We start from the raw sequence: 18,112 nt of genomic DNA, 5'->3' as shown, positions 1-18,112 counted from the left end.
TTTTTCGTATCTCCGGTTACTGCTTCCTGAATCTACTGGCGCCACACCATTTTCTTCCTTTACATCCCTGTAATCCGGCTCCCATCCTTCACATGGTCCTCATAGGGGTCCGCCACAATCACATCATGCTCCAACAGCCCGCCGGTAATCTCCACCCGGCCGCCGCTCTTCTTCCCGGTCTCCACTTGGACAAGACGGGCTTTCCCACCCTTTTTCACATAGACCGCGCTGCCCCCTGTCACCGGAACAATGGCCGACGACGGCACCGACAGCACATTCTCCGCCGCCACCAGCGTGCAGGTCACATCCACCTGATGTCCGGCGCCCGCCAGCTCCGGCACTTTCTCCGGCTTAAATTCCACCTGGCACCGATTCTCCTCCATCCCAATGGTGGACAGCGTCTGTCCCGCCACCGCGGACACAAATTCCACTTTGGCCTCCGCCACCGTCCCGTCCGCGTACCGCACAAAAACCGTCTGCCCCTGAGTCAGCCGCACCGCGTCCTCCGTCAAGAGCGACGCCTGAATCTTCATATCACCCGGCTGATAGATCTTCGCCACCGGCTCATTGGCCGTCACATACTGCCCCTGGGCTGGGTAAAGCTCCCATATCACCCCGTCATAGGGCATGAGAATCTCCCCCGGATTTGCCACCTGCTCCAGCGTTTCCAGCTGCTTTTCATAGGAAGCAATCAACTCCTCATAGTACTTCCGGTTCCCCTCCGAGTTGGTCTCCGACGCCTGATTGAACGCCTGCTCCGCCTTGCTGTACTGGTTTGCCAGCACGTCCAGCTCGATCTGGGAAATGCTGCCGGCGGCCGCCAGCGCCCGCCCGTTCTCATAATTCTTTCTGGCCAGTTCATAATCACTCTGGGCCGCGGCCAGCGCCGCCGGTGCGGAACCATGGTCCCCAAATAAGTTCTCATAGGTCTGCTTCGCTGAAGTCAGCTGCTGCCGGTACTGCTCCCTGGAAAGTTCCAGCTCCGCCTGGCTCTCATAACCCATCCGAAGAATCATTTCCCCCTGTTTTAATGCGGTCCCCGCCTGATGGGGCATTTCCCGCACCGCGCCCTGAAAGCCGGCGCTGAGGAGCGTGCTGTGAATGGGTGTCAGGGTCCCCTGAACCGTCAGCTCCGTCTCCAGACTGCCATTCGCCACCGTTTCCAGCTCCACCGCGATAGGTTTTAATATGCCCACGGCGGCCGCCACCACAAACACAGCCACCACCACACCTGCCAGAATATACTTATACTTTTTCTTCATCTCTCCGCCCTTTCCAGCTATCCTCTTTCCCATCACTCCCGCTCCCGCAACAGTTCCACCGGAGACAGCTTTCTCATTTTGCGCAGCATCAGCCGGGAGCTGACCCACACGGATATCATGGTCAGTCCCACTGCCCGCAGCAGCGACATTCCATCCACAAAATCCGGGATGGTATAAAGCTCCGACGCCATGGCCACGGATATCCACCGGCTCACTCCCATGGCCATGGGAATCCCCAGAATCATGCCGCCGATGGACATCAGCCACTGGCTCACCGAGATCACCTCCAGACACTGGACATCCCGAAGCCCCAGCGCCATCAGCGTGGATATCTCCCGCTTCAATTCCTCAAAACTAATCAGGGAACTGACGTAAATAACCACGCACCCGATGATAACTCCCATGGCCGACATGGACGCCATAATCCCCGACATGCTCCCCATCATGGAGTGGTAGCCGTCCAGCCTCTGCTGCCGGCTCTCCACCAGGGACACCGCCGTGGCGTCATTTAACCGCTCCAGAATCTCCTGCTGCACCCGCTCCGGCGCCTTTAGAAGCACCGACGTGTACACATTCCGGTATTCACTGATTCTTCCCACGCCCTGATAGGACATGTAGGCCGTGCTGCCCATATACTGGTTCACAATGGCCGTCACCGCCACCCGGCTCAGCCGCTCTTTGGGATACACCACCTTCACTTGGATGGTATCGCCTATCCCCACATCCATCAGCGTCGCCATATGCTCCGACAGCACAATCCCCTCGTCCTCCACCTTCACCGGCCGCCCTTCCGTATCAAACAGCCGGCACAGCCTGGAATCCGGCGAAATCCCCTGTATCGTGCAGTCCACCTCTCCCTGTGGTCCCCGGAGTGTGGCCGTCACATCCACCACGCCCTCCGCCGCCTGGATATCCTCATGGCGCACTGCCAGCATGGCGTCATCCACGCTGACCGGCCGGTTAAACTGCACCATGATGTCCTGCTTCTGCGTCTTCTCCCAGTAATCAAAGATAAACACGTCAAACATCTTATTCATGGACACCAGCGTCGCCGTAATCATAAACGCAAACGAAATCCCCACAATGGAAAATGCCGTCCGTTTCCGGTTTCTCGACAGACTCCGCACCGCCATCATTCCCGGCACTGTGAACAGCGCTGCAAATCCCGGTATCCGCTCCAGCACCGACTGTCTGGCCGCCTTGGGAGCCGGGGGCCGCAGGGCCACCGACGGAGTCAAATCCCCGAAGCTGCCTGCTATCACCCAGGCCACGCCGCCGCAGAACACAGCCGCCGCCACCGTACCGCCACATAAGTACAGCACCGAGAGGGACGCCGTCACATCCGGCAGATTAAAATACATCCGGTAAAATCCGGCCATGGGGTCCGCCAGACCATATCCCAGCAGACCGCCGGCCAATCCACCCACGGCCCCCACAAACACCCCGTAAAGCATATAATGAAGCTGAATACTCTTCATACTGATTCCCATAGCCAGCAGCGTCCCAATCTGTGTTCTCTGCTGCTCCACCAGACGGCTCATGGTGATGTAGAGAATCACCGCCGCCACCGTCAAAAAGAGAAACGGCACCACGCCCGACATCTTCCCCAGCTGCTTGATCTCCTCGTCCAGCATGGACACCGACAGCTGGTCTTCGCTGGCATTCAGCTGATAACAGCCGTAAGGGGTCAAAGTCCGCTCAATCTCATCCTTCACATCGTCCCACGACGCCCCCGGCGACAGGCGGAACAGAAAACTGTTGACCATCCCCGCCTCCGAGAACAGCCCCGCCATGGTGTCATAATCCATAAATGCCGCGTCATACGCCGACGGGTCCGGGAACAAATCTCCCATATCCTTTATCATGTATATATTTTCCGGGGTAATGCCGCTGCCGGACACCTCTAACATCACCTGTTTTCCCTGGATAATCACCGGAAGCTCCTCCCCGGGCCGAATCTTCCTGACCTTGGAAATGGCGTCGCCAATGACCATCTGCCGCTCTCCCTCCGCTGGCAGACTGCCTCTGGAAAGCTTGGGCTGGTTCATGCTTCCCTCCCGGATGGAAACCAGATGAAGTTCCACCTCATCGTCATAGGCCGTGACCCGGACATTTTTCTCCAGACGCCCCTCTGCCCGCTCCACGCCGTCAATCCGCTCCAGCAGGGCGCCCACACTCTCCGGCGCCCGCTCCACCGTAGCAAAGCCATCACAGAAGTCTGTCACCTGGAAAAAATACCGCTCCGACTCCTCCAGATTCTTCTGGCATAACTCCAGCACGGAATATCCGCAGAACCCGATGGCCACGATAATCATACAGATTGCATAGGCCGCCCAGGAGCGTTTCATATCCCGCAGCATTTTTATCCACAAAAGCCTGCCCATATTCCTTCCTTTCGCTCAGTCCTGCCGTGTCATTTATCTCACAATTCCGCCACTGCTGCCACTGTCATTTTCCATATCAATACTGGTTCCTACCATTCCAGTTCTTCCACCGCGCAGGGCTTCTCGTTCACCACAATCCGCTCCAGCCGCCCGTCCTTCATGTGAAAGACCCGGTCGGCGATTCGCGCCATCTCCGCGTTGTGGGTGATGGTCACCACCGGGCAGCCAAGCTTTCGCCCTACGTCCACCAGCAGTTTCACTACCGCGATACTGTTGACGCTGTCCAGCGCCCCGGTTGGCTCGTCACAGAGCAGCAAATCCGGTTTCTTCACCACCGCCCTCGCGATGGACACTCTCTGCTGCTCCCCGCCTGACATCTGCGCCGGAAAATGCTTCTCCCTCCCGGAGAGTCCCACCAAATCAAGCACCTCCCCGGAATCCATGGCCTCCCGCACAATGCTGGCCGCCAGCTCCACATTTTCCCTGGCCGTCAGGGATGGAATCAGATTGAAGAACTGGAACACGAATCCCACCACATCCCTGCGGTAGTCCGACAGTTCATTCTTATTATAGGAAGTAACCTCGTGACTTTTATACCACAGCTTCCCGCTGCCCGGTTTATCCATGCCGCCAAGCACATTGAGCAGCGTACTCTTGCCGGAGCCGGACGGCCCCAGCACCACGATAAACTCTCCCTCATAGATCTCAAAAGACACATCCGAAAGCGCCTGGACAGACACGCCCTCCCCCTCATAGCAGACCGATAAGCGCTCCGCCTTCAGTATCACTTCTCCCATGGCCGCTCTTTTCCTTTCCCGCGCACGTTCCGTATCCCAATCATTAGGCTTCTGTCTCTATTCTACATCATATTTGAGAATTTTCTATCATTTTACCGTTATTTTTTTCTCAATAAGCATTTATTTATAATGCATTTTACCCGCACCTGTGATAATATGGATAAGAATGAGCGGTGCGGCGTTTCGGCCGTGGGCACCGCGATGTACGAAAGAAAGTTCAACAGATAAGGGGTCACAACACATGAAAACAGGATTTGATAACCAGAAATATTTAACCATGCAGTCCGAGCACATCCGGGAACGTATTAATCAGTTTGGGGATAAGCTCTATCTGGAATTTGGCGGCAAGCTGTTTGACGATTACCACGCATCCAGAGTTCTGCCGGGTTTCGCACCGGACAGCAAGCTGCGGATGCTGCTTCAACTGGCCGACCAGTCCGAGATTGTCATCGCCATCAATGCGGCGGACATTGAGAAGAACAAAATCCGCTACGATTTGGGCATCACCTACGACGTGGATGTCCTGCGGCTGATACAGTCCTTCCGGGACAAGGGCCTCTTTGTGGGAAGCGTGGTCATCACCCAGTATTCCGGCCAGCAGAGTGCGGATGTGTTCAAATCCAAGCTGGAGAACATGGGAATTACTGTGTACCGCCACTATGTCATCGAGGGTTATCCCAACAACATTTCCCTGATTGTCAGCGAGGAGGGCTTTGGGCGAAACGACTATATCGAGACCTCCAAACCGCTGGTCATCGTCACGGCTCCCGGACCGGGAAGCGGCAAGATGGCCACGTGTCTGTCCCAGCTCTATCACGAGAACAAGCGGGGCATCCAGGCCGGATATGCCAAATTCGAGACATTTCCCATCTGGAACCTGCCCTTAAAGCATCCGGTCAATCTGGCTTACGAGGCGGCTACCGCCGATTTAAACGATGTCAATATGATTGACCCCTTCCATCTGGAAGCCTACGGGGAGACCACCGTCAACTACAACCGGGACGTGGAGATATTCCCGGTTCTCACCGCCATCTTTGAGGGGATTTACGGGGAATGTCCTTACAAATCGCCGACGGACATGGGTGTCAATATGGTCGGCAACTGCATCATTGACGACGAAGTGTGCCGGGAGGCGTCCAACCAGGAGATTATCCGGCGGTATTACCACGCGTTAGGGCGATTGGCTACCGGGGAGGGCTCCAGCGAGGAAGTTTACAAGATTGAGCTGCTGATGAAGCAGTCCCGCATCACAACGGATTTGCGGCAGGTAGTGAGGGCGGCTCTGGAAAAATCCGAGTTAAGCCATTCTCCGGCGGCGGCCATGGAGCTGCCTGACGGCACTCTGGTGACCGGCAAGACCAGCGATCTGCTGGGCCCCTCCGCGGCCCTTCTGTTAAATGCGGTGAAGGCCCTGGGCAATATCCCGGATGAGGTGCATCTGATTGCACCGTCCGCCATCGAGCCCATCCAGAAGCTGAAGGTCAACTACCTGGGAAGCCAGAATCCACGGCTTCACACCGATGAGATACTGATTGCCCTGTCCATGTGCGCGGCCACGGACGAAAATGCCCAGATTGCCCTGGACCAGTTGTCCAAGCTGTCAGGCTGTCAGGCCCACACCTCCGTCATGTTGTCCTCCGTGGATATCAAGATGTTTCAGAAGCTGGGCGTGGAGCTGACCTCGGAGCCGATATACGAGCATAAGAAGATTTATCATTGATGATTAAGAGGATACCAGATGAACGACAACAACCTGCACATCCGCATGGCAACGCCGGCGGACGCGGAAGAACTGTTAACGATATATGAACCTTACGTGTTAAAAACTGCCATCACCTTTGAGTATGTGGTGCCCACGGTGGAGGAATTCCGGGAGCGGATTGTTCACACGCTGACCCGTTTTCCCTATCTGGCGGCGGTACAGGACGGAAGGATTGTGGGCTACGCCTACGTCTCCCCCTTCAAATCACGGGCGGCCTACGACTGGGCGGTGGAGACCTCCATCTATGTGGACGAGACCTGCCGGGGCGGCGGTGTTGGGACCAGACTCTACAAGGCGCTGGAAGACATTTTGAGGCAGCAGAACATTCTCAATCTGGAAGCCTGCATCGCCTACCCCAACCCGGAGAGCATCCGGTTTCACGAAAAGTATGGCTACAAGACCGTGGCTCATTTTACAAAATGCGGTTATAAGATGGGAATATGGTACGATATGATATGGATGGAGAAAATGCTGGGCGGACACCCGAAAGAGCCCGCCCCAGTCATTCCCATCACTTCAGAAGTGTTTAAGAATCTATTTTAATGTTTATCTGCATCCGGTTTCAGCCGCCACCACACTGGCGCCTGTGACTGGGTGCATTTCTATCTGCCCGAACTTCCGGCGGAGACGTTTCATCACATACAGGTAAGCCGGAATCAGGAAGATATCCGCCGCAATCCACGCCAGCGGATTGGCGAAGCAGACGGCATTGTAGCCGAACCAGCCAACCAGGAAGGCCACCGCGCAGCGGGCGCCCATCTCGCACACGCCGGCGATGATGGCGAACTTGGAATAGCCAAGCCCCTGTATCATAAATCTTACAATATTCACCAGCGCCAGCGGGAAATAGAATGCCACGTTGGTCATCAGGAACTGTCTTGTATTTTTAAGAATCTCAAATTCCCCGGCATCTACAAACAGCAGCGCCACCACGTCGCTGAAGAAGTACAGCACCACCAGGGCCAGCACCGAATATGCAGCCCCCAGGGCGATACAGGATTTCATGCCCTGATGGACACGGTCCAGCTTTTTCGCGCCCACATTCTGGCCGCCGTAGGTCGCCATCGTCGCTCCCATGGCGTCAAAGGGACAGCAGAAAAACATGCTGATTTTGCTGCCTGCCGTCACGGACGCAACCGCCACGGAGCCAAGCGAGTTCACCGCCGTCTGCAAGATCACGCTGCCGATGGCCGTGATGGAATACTGGAGTCCCATGGGAATCCCCATGCCGCAGAGCGTTCTCATGGCATAGGCGTCCGGCTTCCACTCCTCCCCCTGCATTTTCAGGATGGTGAATTTCTTTCTCATATAGAGCAGACACAGGATACCGGAAACCGCCTGGGAAATCACTGTCGCCCACGCCGCCCCGGCCACGCCCATTTTCAGCACAATAATCGTGAACAAATCCAGGATGATATTCATCACCGAGGAGATGAGCAGGAAGATAACCGGCGTGGTGCTGTCCCCCAGGGAGCGGATGATGCCTGACAGCAGGTTGTAGAGGTAGATGGCCGGAATCCCCATGAAAATCACGAATATGTAGGAGTAGGCCCCGTCAATAATGTCCTCCGGCGTTCTCATCCACACCAGAATCTGGCGGCAGAAGATACACACCACCACCGTCATGACCGCGGCAAACGCTGCCGCCAGCCAGCCGCTGTTGGCCACGAATTTTCTCATGGCCGACTCGTTCTTCTCCCCGAATTTCTGGGCAACGGGGATGGCAAAGCCGCTGCACACGCCCATGCAGAACCCGATAATCATAAAGTTGACCGAGCCGGTGGACCCCACCGATGCCAGCGCGCTGACACCTAAGTACTTGCCCACGATGATGGTGTCCATCATGTTGTAAAACTGCTGAAACAGAAGACCGAACAGCATCGGTATCAGGAAGCCCAGAATCAGCTTCATCGGGGACCCGCTTGTCATGTCCCGCATTGCTCTCTTTTCCATAATAATACTCCTCAATGTGTGTAGACGTATAATATCTATCATCATAATTTACACGCATTGAGGAGTTTTTGCAAGCAGAAGATTCACTATATTTTTCCTGTTTTATTGGTGCTTTTTTACAGGGTGGCGCAGTACGGTTTTCAGCCGCTCCGGCGCCGTCTTTCTCGGGTCTCCCAGATAGATTTCATGGTGGCGGCGGGTGTCCGTGATGTCAGTATCGTAGCCATTGTCCTCCACAAACTGATTAAGCAGGGCTATGGTCGCCGGCTCATCGTCATAGGGTCCTAGATGCATCACCTGGGCACACAGCCCTTCCTCCCACTCCACCAGGCGGGTGCTGGCAAAATCCACGTGGGGTTTCTTTTTCTTTAGGGATTCCTTCGCCCACTCAAACACATCCTCCGTCACAAACTCCGGCTGGCGGATCATAGAGAGCCAGCAGAACTTTGACTTGTCCGTCATTGTGATTCCGTCAAATATCTCGTCCCCCTCGCACCACCACAGGCCCTCCAGCGGCGGCACCACGTACTCGAAATACCCGGCCGGCTGGCTGCCGCTCATCTTGCTCATCTTGATGGTAAAGGACAGACCGTATAAAATCTCCATGGCGTCCTTGTAAGCCTGACAGGTATTGGGATTTCCCCTGCCCTCCACCTGAATAAAGGTCATCTTTGGAACATTGATAATCGACGGGCGATTCTTCGGCTGATACAAATCCTTATACTCTTTCTTGTAATCCAATCCTGCCATATCCTTCTCCTCCTTCAGCAAGCTCCGCACGGACTGGACATCTCGTCTCCAATCCCCAGTGTTTCCGCATCCTGCCTGCTGCTTTTTCTCTATCATAGTCTGTCAAACATGACATCTATTTGTCATCATTCACGGTACGTCTCAAAAATTGTTTTCGCAACGCCTGCAATCCTCTCCCGCAGACCCGCCGGCTCCAACAGCTCCGCCTTTCCCCCGAACTGCAGCACCCAGCTGATAACCGACTCCTCGTCCGCGAATTTCCCCTCAAACAGCAGCCATTTTCCATCCTCCGTCTGCCGGAAGCATTCCTCCCCAAACTCCTCAATCAGCCTCCACTTATACTCCACCGGAAACAGCACCCGGATGGGGAACTGGTTGTCAAACACCTTCTCCACATCCATCTCAAAATGACGGTCCTCCCTTGGCTCAAATTCCTCCCCGGTTCCCAGAAGCTCCAGCATCCGGTTCAGCTTAAACAGCCGGTAGTCCTCCCTGGTCCTGCAATATCCCCACACATACCAGGACGTCCACTGAAAGGTCAAAAGATAGGGTTCCAGCACCCTCCGGCTCTCCCCGCCCGGCGCGTAATAATCAAACGCCACCAGCTCATGTCTCTCAATCGCATCCTGTAGCAGCTCAATTTTCGGCGGCAGCGACGTCCGGTACCAGGAGGATAAATCAATCACGATATGGGCGTTGGAGGCCAGCACCGAGCTGCTGCCCGCCGACAGCTTGTCCATCATCTGCTGGTACCGGTTAGTCCCCGACACACTGTCCAGACTCCGAAGCCCGGCCAGAATGGACTGCATCTCAAAGGAGGTCAGCACCGTCCTGTCAATCCGGTACCCCTCCATAATGGAAATCCCCCCATTCTGCCCCTGGGTCGTCACCAGCGGAATCCCCGCCTTGCATATATCCTCAATATCCCGGTTAATCGTCCTCCTGGACACCTCAAACTTCTCCGCCAGGTAAGGCGCCGTCACCTTCTCCTGCTGAAGCAGGATGGATAAAATTCCTATCAGTCTGTCTATTTTCATGATGTACTCCACTCTCCGTCCAATGCCCGGGCCGCCCCATGCGCTCATGCTCCGGCATATCCAAATCATTAGTTTCATTATGCCGTATTTCCTATGATTGCACAATAGTTTTTATGGTCGTAACCGCAAAACTTTCAAAAAGTAAAAGAATCCAGGGATACAAACTTCTCTCCATGGATTCTTTCTCAAATTCTTTCTTTAAATTCTACTTTAAACTCTTACTTTTCATTCAATCATTCTTACACATATTCCGCACAGCCCCTGATTTCATCCAGGGATTCTATGTTCATCTTATCCATCAGCTCCTCAAGTTCCTCAATCAGCCGCTCCATAAAGTCAGGCCGCATCAGATTCGCGGAGCCAATCTGGACCGCGTGGGCTCCTGCCATGATATACTCCAGCACATCTCTGGCGCAGACAATGCCGCCTCCGCCAATCACCGGTATTTTCGCCGCTTTGCTGCTGTTGTGGGCGCACATCATGGCATAGGGCTTCACTCCGGGGCCGGAGTATCCGCCGCCACCCCCGCTTCCACAGCGGAATTTCCTGGTTTCAATATCCACGGAATAACCGCCGATGGCATTGAAGCTGACAAATGCATCCCCGCCGTTCTCCTGCACCGCCGCTACCACCTGCTGCACCGGATATTCTGCGGTAGGCGCCTTAAACCATAAAATCTTGTTTCCGGCGGCGGCTTTTACTCTCCGTATCATTTCCCGCAGCTTCTCCTCGTCCTTCCAGTAAGACGGAACCGCAAAATTCCCGTAAGGGCAGTTCAAGTTAATCTCCATACCGGCCAGCTCCGGAACCTCGGAGAGGATGGACACAAACTCGCACAGTTCCTCCATATCATACGCCTTGATGTCAATAAACACCGGTGTCGTCTCGTAAGGCAGACGCGGCAGAATATCATGGATAAAGGTTTTGTAAGAGAGATTATTGGCCCCAAAAGAGCTGATAAAGCCGTAATCTGACTGATAAAACCGCTTGGCGGTGCTGGGCTGTCCATCCGTGAGAGCCATGGAATTTGGAACAATCGCTCCAAGACGGCTAAGATTCATTATTTTTTCATATTCAATCGCATACCCAAAGGTTCCGGCCGCGGACATAATGGGATTTTTCAATACCAAATCCCCCTGCGATGTCGGAAGCGTCACTTGTAAATTCATTCAACCAATCCTCCTGTCTCATTCATCATTCCAACTTATAAAAATGCTTCAAAACATTTCCCATCCGCCTCAAAATCAATGACGGACAGCGGCATAAACGGCCCCTCGCAGCACACGTTGATTCCAAATTTCTTATCGCCGGCGTGGAGATAACAGCCCTTGCAGCCGTCCATCCCGCATGCCTTCTTATTACTGACATAGAGATAGGTATTCTGTTTTCTCTCGTTCGTCACGCACTCCGCCAGCTTTCTGGCATTCTCCGGGTTGAAAGAGGCGATTATACGGCCTTCTTCTTTTCCCAGAAGCGCCGCGGCCTCCTGGATATCACGGCATAATTCCACACTGCCCATATCCTCCGGCAGTTTCACCGCTTCTGTCCCCACCAGAACCAGCTTTGTAAAAGCCTTCTCGCAGAGGAATGGATAGACCGCGAAATAGACAGCAGGCTCCGTAACCAGGACCACCCCCGCATCCTTCTCTACCGGTGAAGTCCCTCTCGGCCCCCAGTACTGGACGGCATCGTTTGGAATGCGGTGATACAGTTCCTGGTCTTCCCTTGCCAGAACCACAAGTCCCTCCGGGGTCCTGCGGTGGATAAAATAGGGGTACGGCCAGTCCACCTCCCGGCTTTTTGAGCGGATCATCAGGTACTGTCCCGGCTCAAAATTTTCTCCTCCCGCGATTTCAAACTCCCGGCCCTTTCTTCCTCCGGGAAGCACCACATCCGCCCGGCTCAAAATCCGGCTCTCTGTTACAAAATCCTTCATTTCCGCTCCTCCTTATCTGCCTCAATCTCTTTTTTGACCATCTCTGCCAGCTTTAAGTAATTATCCCAGACAGGATAGCGAAGATTGGTTTTTTCCATGGTAAAGGGACGGTCCTCCAGCGAATGTCTGTCCCAGATTGGCCCCGCATGGTAGCCATCCACATGCTTCAGACCGTCAATCGCCATCAAATCCTGGCTTGCCACCACCCGCTCATTCAGGATATCCATCAGCTTATGAAAGCCGATAAAGAATCCGTGGCTCTTCCACCCCGGAATCTCCGGCTCCTCAAAACAGGGCGAATAGTATTTGGACTGGCGGTAATAGCGTTTTAACTCCGGATAGTTGATATCATCCTGGGAGTCCGCAAACACTTCGTCATAAAAACAGGAGAGAATCCGCTCCCCCTCCATAACCACCTGAAGCCAGCCCGTGATTCCATATCCAAAGTCCTCCGCGGCGCTGTAATACCGCTTCGTGGATGGAGTCTTGATTTCCTCCGCCAGCTCTTTAGCAAGGGGAAGAAGTCCACGCATGCTGTTGGAAGCCCCGGTCAGTAAGTCAAACTCTCCCTCCAGGGACTGTCTCTCCAATATCTGCTGCTCCACATGAAGCATTCCGTCCACCAGCACGACCCCGGCGTCCGCCTGCCTCTGTACGGATGCCTGCCAAATCCCGTAGTCGGAGCGGCGTTTGCTTACATCCTCAAAGTATCGGTTGTAGTAGCCCTCCATTGTGGTCTCGTTAAACTCCGTGTATACAATACGCTGCTCATCATCGGTGACCACCATCAGTTCTCCTAAATGTCCCTTTGACCATTCGCTTTCCCCGAATCTTCTCTGGGCATGGTAATAATTTCCCTTTAGTAATCCTAACGGCGGCTGAACCGTATACTGAAGCCATTGGACCTCCTGCCGCTCATTCCATGGCATTGTCTGATTTTTCTCCATGATATCCCTTTCCCTTCTTTATCTCTCTTCTTTATCTCTCTTCTTTAACTGTCATTCCGTTTAAAATGGGTGTGCAGGCCGTCGGATACCGTGATGGTACCGTCCTTTTTCACCAAGACGTAATCGACACGGCCACCCACTCTTTTGCAGATTCTGTCCACTGCATCCTCCCCCGCCACAAAACACGCCGTGGAGAGCAAATCCGTGTACAGCGCATTGTCCGACACGATGGTCACACTGTCCAGCGTATTGTCCGCCGGATACCCGGTTCGCGGGTCCAGCAGGTGGTGGTAGATTTTCTCATCCTCGGAAAAATACCGGTCGTAGCCGCCGGAGGTTGCCGTGCCGCAGTCCTGAAGCTCCATCGTCCCAATACTCTTCATCTCCCGGCTCCAGGGCGCCCGGATTCCGATTTTCCATGGGGCTTCCACCATATCTGCCGAACCGACTTTAACCACGCCGCCTTCCGTGCTAGTTTCTCCGCCAGCCGTCTGGCCTTCCGCCGAACGCTTCGGCCCTATCAGATACAGATTCCCTCCAAAATTCACACTTGCGGACCTCACTCCCCGGCTCTTCAAATATTCCGCCACCCGGCCCACCGCATACCCCTTTCCGGCGCCCCCGGCATCCACCACCATTCCATCCCGCTCAAAGGTCACGGTCCTTTTCCGGGTATCACAGCTCACATATTCCGCCCCGGTTCTGCTTCTGACTCTCTCAATCTCCTCCTTCAAAGGCTTCTTCGGACTTCGCGCCGTAATATTCCAAAGCCGGACCACCGGCCCCACCGTCGGGTCAAAGCATCCCTCACTCAGCTTGGAAAACTCTAAAAGTTCCGCCAGAAACCGGCACAGCTCCTCCGAAACCTCATAGGGAACTCCCGTCACATGTCCCCTATTCAGTCTGCCAAGCTCCGATTCCTCATCATAAAAGTCCAGCATTCTCCGAATCTGAAACGCCATCTCCTGCGCCCCATCCAGAATCTCACCCGCCTCTGCCCCGCCATCATAAATCGTGATGGAGCAGACCGTATTATACAAAAAGAATGTCCTGTTTGCCGGCTCGTCTCTCATCTCTCAGCTCCGTTCCTTTATCGCCCCATCCTTCAAAAGCTCCTGCCACACCACATCAGCCACCTTCAGATAGTTCCCCCACGCACGCTCAAAAAACTCTCCCTCCGAGAACCTCAAACCAGCCAAATCCAGCAGATTCTGCCCCTCCAGCACATGTTCTCTCCACATATCAAACAACGCGTTGAAACCGCAGGGATAATCGGACACATAATCCAGCGAATAATATTTGGACTGTCTGTAATAGGCCTTCAACTCCGCATCCCCGATATCCTCCGGCTGGTCCGCAAATATCTCATCATAGAAACAGGACACGATACGCCCCTGTTCCATAACCACCTGAAGTCTCCCGGTGATTCCCGGCTCCACCTCCTGCGCATACCCGTAATAATACTGTCCCGAAGGTTTTTCAAGGCGCCCACTGATTCTTTCCGCCAATACCAGCATGGATTCCCGGATACTGTTGGAAGCCCCCGTAAGCAGGTCAAACTCCCCGTCCAGCCGGTTCTCCCTCATCATCTGCTCCTCCACATAGGTCATCCCATTGACCAGCACCACACGGGTGGAAGCCGTTCTCTCCCTGGATGCCTGAAGAAATCCGTAGTCAGAATAACGCTTGCTTGCATTCTGATACTTGCGTATGTAATAAGTAGGGGCATTAAACTCGTTAAATTCCACCATCTGCAGTTTTCCCCCATTGCTGACAGCTTCCAACACCCCATAGAAATCCTTCGGCCCACCCGGATGAGGCGTAAACCAGTCTTCCTCCCGGTAGTAATCTCCCTTAACCAGCCCCAGCTTAGGCTGGACACTCCAGCCAAGGGAATTTAAAATGGACACTGTTTTCTCTCTCATGCTCTTCTCCTTTTTCCAGTCACAATCATCCCTTCACCGCTCCGGCCGTCATTCCCTGTATCAGATATTTCTGCGCAAAAAGCAGAAACAGAATCGACGGAACAATGCCAATCGTCGACGCGGCCATCATCTGCCCCCAGGAATTGGAGTTCTGGGACAGATAGTCCTGAAGCCCCACGGTCAGAGTCACCAGCTCCGGATTTTTCACAAAGGTGTTGGCAAATGTATACTCGTTCCAGACATTTAAAAACGTAAAGATCCCTGCCGTCGCAATCCCCGGAAGCGAGATGGGAATCACGATGCGGACCAGCGTGTCAAACTTACTTCCGCCATCCATATACGCCGATTCCTCCAGCTCATAGGGAACCGTGTCGAAAAATCCTCTCATCAGCAGAACCGAAAACGGCAGATTCAGACAGGTATAGCTGAGTATGAGGGACAGATGGGTGTCAATCAGATGAAGATTCTTGTAGATTAAAAACAGTGGAATCAGCATAAGCATCATGGGAAACATCTGAAGCACCATTACCCCGCTGCCGTACAGTTTAAACAGTCTCCCCTTAAACCGGGAAAGCGAATAACCCGCCAGACATGCCAGAATCACACAGAGCAGCGCCACAATCAGACTGATTTTCATACTGTTGACGGTTGTCAGAATAAACCGCCCCTCCAGCACCTTCCGAAAGGAATCCCACACCACCTTCTTGGGAAACAGATCGCTGTTGGAAAGCGCCTCCGTGTCCCCCTTCAGGGCCGTTCCAATCATGCTGATAAAGGGAAGGCTGTACAGCAGTGCAAATATCGTCAGAGCCACATAGACCGCCAAATCAATCATTTTTTTCTTTCTTCCTCTGAGACTCATGATTCCACTCCCCCTTCCCCGGACATACCTCTCTGTTTTATGAAGAAATAGACACCGCCCACCAGCAGCATACAGATGATCAGCGTTGTGGCAATAGTTGCCGCGTAGGCAAGATTCTGCCGGTAAAATGCCGTATAATACGAATAGATTGGCAGCGTAAACGTATGTCCATTGGGACCGCCGCCGGTCAGAAGCCATATATTCTCAAAATTATTGATCGTCCAGATAAAGTTAAGAGTCACCGAGATAAAAGAAACCGGCCATATCAACGGCAATGTGATGGTCCTCAACCTTGCAAAAAAACCGGCCCCGTCCATACTGGCCGCCTCATAAAGCTCCTTCGGCACACTCTGGAGACCTGCCAGCAGGGAAATCATCATAAACGGCATGCTTTTCCAAACCGACACGAGAATAACCGTAGGCCGGATATATTTATAATCCGCCAAAAACAGAATCGGTTTCTCGATGAGATGCAGTTTTTGCAGAAACAGATTGATAAATCCGAACTGGTCATTCAACAGCCAGGACCAGTTTGTCATGGCGACCACCGAAGGAATGACCCAGGGCAGCAGAAAGATTGTACGAAATATCGCCCTCCCCCTCATATCCCGGTTCAATGCCAGCGCCAGGATGAGACCCGCTGCATAAGAAATGAAAACAACCAGAGTTGTGTAAATCAGCGTAAATGCCAGGCTGCCCAGGAATTCCTTATCCTGAAACAGTTTTATGTAATTTTCCAGAAACACAAATTTCGTCTGGCCGGACCTCATAAGACTCTTATTCGTAAAGCTCATGCAGATTCCGCTGATTAGCGGGTAAACGCTAATCAGCAGAAACAGCACGGCAGACGGTAATAACAGCTGATACCCAAAACTATCTTTCTTTTTGTTACCGTTTCTTACACGTTTGCTCATTGATTATTCTCCATTCATCTCAATTGCCGTTATACTCGTCAAAAATCTTGTTTAACGCCTCCTGAGCTTTTTCCAAATCCCCTGCCTGGTCTGTCGAACCCATTAACAGGGCCTCCTCCGGCTGTCCGATAATATTTTCCATCAGAATCCTGTCCGCGGCCGCCGGACTGAACGGAGCCGGCCATGTGATATCCTCGTAGTAATCACTGTATTTGGAATACTCGCTCATCTCCCAGTCACTCTGGAAAAATGGGTCTTCCAGGAAGCTCTTGCGCAGAGGAAGCAGACCTCCGTGTCCTTCCGTAAAAATCCCCAGATTGTTCTTTACAAACCACTCCAAAAATTCCTTTGTCTCCTCCGGATATTTCGTCTGGGCAAATCCCATCACGCCGCCGGTGCGCATCACGTAACGCGGCTTATCCGCACTTGGTCCGTAAACCGGCCCCATCATCTTCGTCTTTGCCACCAGCTCTTTGTCGGCTGCCACATGGGAAGCCGGGGCGTTCCACACCATTGCCACTTTACCGGACTGGTACAATTTCTCCAAATCCGCCTGGTTGTATGTCACCATGCCATCCGGGAAATATCCGTTGTCCTTCATTTTCCGGAAGAATTCCATGCTCTCCAGGGCTTTAGGGTCATCTAACGCCCCCTGTTTCCCTTCGCTGTCCACCCAGCTGGTGCCGTTGGAAAACAGCACGTTTATCATCGCGTTGCTGCTGTTCTGGTCCAGGGTGCAGAAGGAAAATGGAATCACTTCCCCGTTATATTTCTCTTTTACCGCCTCACACATTTCAAACAGCTGCTCCCAGGAGACCGGCTTGTCAAGGTCCTTAAAACCCAGCTCGTCCTCCAGAATGTCAGTCCGGTAATAGACCGTGGTCGCATTGGTCACGTACGGAAATGCATAGTATTTCCCGTCATTCATGCCGATTTCCAGGGTTCCGGGAAGAAAATCATCCAGAATCTCGTCCCCGTCCTGTTTCCATTTTTCCACAATATCCGTCACGTCCAGAACCTCCCCGGCTTCCGCCCAGTTTGCGATTCTGTATGAGATGGACGATGTAATGTCCGGCGGCGAACCGGCAGCGATGGAGGTCTGATACTGCTCCATAAACCCGCTCCAGCTGAGCATCTGAAGCCGGACTGTCGCGCTGTGGTCCTCCGAATTATATTTGTCCAGAATCTTCTGAAGCGCCGGTCCGTAGGTATCCGCCGGCCCGTAGGGCAGCTCCCAGAATACCAGCTCCGGTTTTTCGCTGTTCCCGGTCTTTTCACCCTTTGCGGTCTTGTCATCCGTTACCGACTCCTTCTGTGTCTGTGCCGGCGCCTGTGTTCCCCCGCCGCTACACGCCGTCAGCCCCAGAATGATTGCTCCCATTCCCACTGAAACCATCTGTCTTACAAACTTTTTCATTGTTTCCTCCTTCTTTAGATGTCGTCTCCCTGTTACCCGTTTCCAACTTTCATGTTTTTATTTTACCCCAGCTGTCATTTCATAAAAACAGCCTGCTCCGCTGAAAATATCTTGTAAATATCCGTTTGACCACAGTTGCTTCCCCATACATTTCCCAATTATCCAT

General features: G+C 53.4%; 16 protein-coding genes. 2 read left to right on the top strand and 14 right to left on the bottom strand.

Annotated features, from left to right (window positions below; all coding sequences use genetic code 11):
• Positions 1 to 59: 59 nt before the first annotated feature.
• The 3 genes from HMPREF9473_RS06660 to HMPREF9473_RS06650 all read right to left on the bottom strand — a co-directional run bounded on the left by HMPREF9473_RS06660 (position 60) and on the right by HMPREF9473_RS06650 (position 4,443).
• On the bottom strand, positions 60 to 1,295 hold the full coding sequence (locus tag HMPREF9473_RS06660; RefSeq protein WP_006779308.1) for an efflux RND transporter periplasmic adaptor subunit: 1,236 nt from the start codon (positions 1,293 to 1,295) through the stop codon (positions 60 to 62).
• Positions 1,295 to 3,646 (bottom strand): ABC transporter permease, encoded by a 2,352-nt coding sequence (locus HMPREF9473_RS06655; RefSeq protein ID WP_006779307.1) that lies wholly within the window; start codon positions 3,644 to 3,646, stop codon positions 1,295 to 1,297. The genes HMPREF9473_RS06660 and HMPREF9473_RS06655 overlap by 1 nt, the downstream gene beginning before the upstream one ends.
• A gap of 89 nt (positions 3,647 to 3,735) precedes the next feature.
• Positions 3,736 to 4,443: an ABC transporter ATP-binding protein gene (locus HMPREF9473_RS06650; RefSeq protein WP_006779306.1), complete on the bottom strand. Its 708-nt coding sequence runs from the start codon at positions 4,441 to 4,443 to the stop codon at positions 3,736 to 3,738.
• A 241-nt stretch (positions 4,444 to 4,684) separates the two neighbouring features.
• Here HMPREF9473_RS06650 and HMPREF9473_RS06645 point away from each other — a divergent pair, with 241 nt between their 5' ends.
• Both HMPREF9473_RS06645 and HMPREF9473_RS06640 read left to right on the top strand, forming a co-directional pair.
• Positions 4,685 to 6,163: a DUF1846 domain-containing protein gene (locus HMPREF9473_RS06645; RefSeq protein WP_006779305.1), complete on the top strand. Its 1,479-nt coding sequence runs from the start codon at positions 4,685 to 4,687 to the stop codon at positions 6,161 to 6,163.
• Between the two features lie 18 nt (positions 6,164 to 6,181).
• A complete protein-coding gene (locus HMPREF9473_RS06640) occupies positions 6,182 to 6,748 on the top strand; it encodes a GNAT family N-acetyltransferase (RefSeq protein WP_006779304.1) in 567 nt (188 codons plus the stop codon).
• Positions 6,749 to 6,751: 3 nt separating this feature from the next.
• Here the strand turns inward: HMPREF9473_RS06640 and HMPREF9473_RS06635 are convergent, their stop codons facing one another.
• The 11 genes from HMPREF9473_RS06635 to HMPREF9473_RS06585 form a co-directional block, all read right to left on the bottom strand.
• On the bottom strand, positions 6,752 to 8,158 hold the full coding sequence (locus HMPREF9473_RS06635; RefSeq protein ID WP_006779303.1) for an MATE family efflux transporter: 1,407 nt from the start codon (positions 8,156 to 8,158) through the stop codon (positions 6,752 to 6,754).
• Positions 8,159 to 8,260: 102 nt separating this feature from the next.
• The gene (locus HMPREF9473_RS06630) at positions 8,261 to 8,908 is read right to left on the bottom strand and encodes a GyrI-like domain-containing protein (RefSeq protein WP_006779302.1); all 648 of its coding nucleotides are present in this window, start codon (positions 8,906 to 8,908) and stop codon (positions 8,261 to 8,263) included.
• A gap of 125 nt (positions 8,909 to 9,033) precedes the next feature.
• Positions 9,034 to 9,945, bottom strand: coding sequence for a helix-turn-helix transcriptional regulator (locus tag HMPREF9473_RS06625; protein WP_034858881.1), 912 nt, complete (start codon positions 9,943 to 9,945; stop codon positions 9,034 to 9,036).
• 239 nt (positions 9,946 to 10,184) lie between these two features.
• Positions 10,185 to 11,114 carry a HisA/HisF-related TIM barrel protein gene (locus HMPREF9473_RS06620; RefSeq protein WP_006779300.1) on the bottom strand — a complete coding sequence of 310 codons (930 nt, stop codon included), beginning with the start codon at positions 11,112 to 11,114 and terminating at the stop codon, positions 10,185 to 10,187.
• A 35-nt stretch (positions 11,115 to 11,149) separates the two neighbouring features.
• A complete protein-coding gene (locus tag HMPREF9473_RS06615; protein WP_006779299.1) occupies positions 11,150 to 11,881 on the bottom strand; it encodes a hypothetical protein in 732 nt (243 codons plus the stop codon).
• On the bottom strand, positions 11,878 to 12,828 hold the full coding sequence (locus HMPREF9473_RS06610; protein WP_006779298.1) for a hypothetical protein: 951 nt from the start codon (positions 12,826 to 12,828) through the stop codon (positions 11,878 to 11,880). Before HMPREF9473_RS06610 ends, HMPREF9473_RS06615 begins: the two co-directional genes overlap by 4 nt.
• A 44-nt stretch (positions 12,829 to 12,872) precedes the next feature.
• The gene (locus HMPREF9473_RS06605; protein WP_006779297.1) at positions 12,873 to 13,901 is read right to left on the bottom strand and encodes an FAD:protein FMN transferase; all 1,029 of its coding nucleotides are present in this window, start codon (positions 13,899 to 13,901) and stop codon (positions 12,873 to 12,875) included.
• 3 nt (positions 13,902 to 13,904) lie between these two features.
• Positions 13,905 to 14,753, bottom strand: a complete 849-nt coding sequence (locus HMPREF9473_RS06600; RefSeq protein ID WP_006779296.1) for a hypothetical protein — start codon at positions 14,751 to 14,753, stop codon at positions 13,905 to 13,907.
• Positions 14,754 to 14,778: 25 nt separating this feature from the next.
• On the bottom strand, positions 14,779 to 15,615 hold the full coding sequence (locus HMPREF9473_RS06595) for a carbohydrate ABC transporter permease (protein ID WP_006779295.1): 837 nt from the start codon (positions 15,613 to 15,615) through the stop codon (positions 14,779 to 14,781).
• A complete protein-coding gene (locus HMPREF9473_RS06590) occupies positions 15,612 to 16,529 on the bottom strand; it encodes a carbohydrate ABC transporter permease (RefSeq protein WP_006779294.1) in 918 nt (305 codons plus the stop codon). Before HMPREF9473_RS06590 ends, HMPREF9473_RS06595 begins: the two co-directional genes overlap by 4 nt.
• Positions 16,530 to 16,548: 19 nt before the next feature.
• Complete coding sequence (locus tag HMPREF9473_RS06585; RefSeq protein ID WP_006779293.1) at positions 16,549 to 17,946, bottom strand: ABC transporter substrate-binding protein; 1,398 nt, start codon at positions 17,944 to 17,946, stop codon at positions 16,549 to 16,551.
• Between the last annotated feature and the right edge of the window lie 166 nt (positions 17,947 to 18,112).

Origin of the sequence: Hungatella hathewayi WAL-18680, assembly GCF_000235505.1 — a bacterium.
Lineage (GTDB): Bacteria > Bacillota > Clostridia > Lachnospirales > Lachnospiraceae > Hungatella_A > Hungatella_A hathewayi_A.
This window is presented reverse-complemented; position numbering and strand designations above follow the sequence as displayed.

What these genes read in the sequence shown, in the direction of transcription:
- HMPREF9473_RS06660 (WP_006779308.1), bottom strand. Translation starts at nt 1,295, where the DNA reads ATGGGAAAGAGGATAGCTGGAAAGGGCGGAGAGATGAAGAAAAAGTAT.
- HMPREF9473_RS06655 (WP_006779307.1), bottom strand. Translation starts at nt 3,646, where the DNA reads ATGGGCAGGCTTTTGTGGATAAAAATGCTGCGGGATATGAAACGCTCC.
- HMPREF9473_RS06650 (WP_006779306.1), bottom strand. Translation starts at nt 4,443, where the DNA reads ATGGGAGAAGTGATACTGAAGGCGGAGCGCTTATCGGTCTGCTATGAG.
- HMPREF9473_RS06645 (WP_006779305.1), top strand. Translation starts at nt 4,685, where the DNA reads ATGAAAACAGGATTTGATAACCAGAAATATTTAACCATGCAGTCCGAG.
- HMPREF9473_RS06640 (WP_006779304.1), top strand. Translation starts at nt 6,182, where the DNA reads ATGAACGACAACAACCTGCACATCCGCATGGCAACGCCGGCGGACGCG.
- HMPREF9473_RS06635 (WP_006779303.1), bottom strand. Translation starts at nt 8,158, where the DNA reads ATGGAAAAGAGAGCAATGCGGGACATGACAAGCGGGTCCCCGATGAAG.
- HMPREF9473_RS06630 (WP_006779302.1), bottom strand. Translation starts at nt 8,908, where the DNA reads ATGGCAGGATTGGATTACAAGAAAGAGTATAAGGATTTGTATCAGCCG.
- HMPREF9473_RS06625 (WP_034858881.1), bottom strand. Translation starts at nt 9,945, where the DNA reads ATGAAAATAGACAGACTGATAGGAATTTTATCCATCCTGCTTCAGCAG.
- HMPREF9473_RS06620 (WP_006779300.1), bottom strand. Translation starts at nt 11,114, where the DNA reads ATGAATTTACAAGTGACGCTTCCGACATCGCAGGGGGATTTGGTATTG.
- HMPREF9473_RS06615 (WP_006779299.1), bottom strand. Translation starts at nt 11,881, where the DNA reads ATGAAGGATTTTGTAACAGAGAGCCGGATTTTGAGCCGGGCGGATGTG.
- HMPREF9473_RS06610 (WP_006779298.1), bottom strand. Translation starts at nt 12,828, where the DNA reads ATGGAGAAAAATCAGACAATGCCATGGAATGAGCGGCAGGAGGTCCAA.
- HMPREF9473_RS06605 (WP_006779297.1), bottom strand. Translation starts at nt 13,901, where the DNA reads ATGAGAGACGAGCCGGCAAACAGGACATTCTTTTTGTATAATACGGTC.
- HMPREF9473_RS06600 (WP_006779296.1), bottom strand. Translation starts at nt 14,753, where the DNA reads ATGAGAGAGAAAACAGTGTCCATTTTAAATTCCCTTGGCTGGAGTGTC.
- HMPREF9473_RS06595 (WP_006779295.1), bottom strand. Translation starts at nt 15,615, where the DNA reads ATGAGTCTCAGAGGAAGAAAGAAAAAAATGATTGATTTGGCGGTCTAT.
- HMPREF9473_RS06590 (WP_006779294.1), bottom strand. Translation starts at nt 16,529, where the DNA reads ATGAGCAAACGTGTAAGAAACGGTAACAAAAAGAAAGATAGTTTTGGG.
- HMPREF9473_RS06585 (WP_006779293.1), bottom strand. Translation starts at nt 17,946, where the DNA reads ATGAAAAAGTTTGTAAGACAGATGGTTTCAGTGGGAATGGGAGCAATC.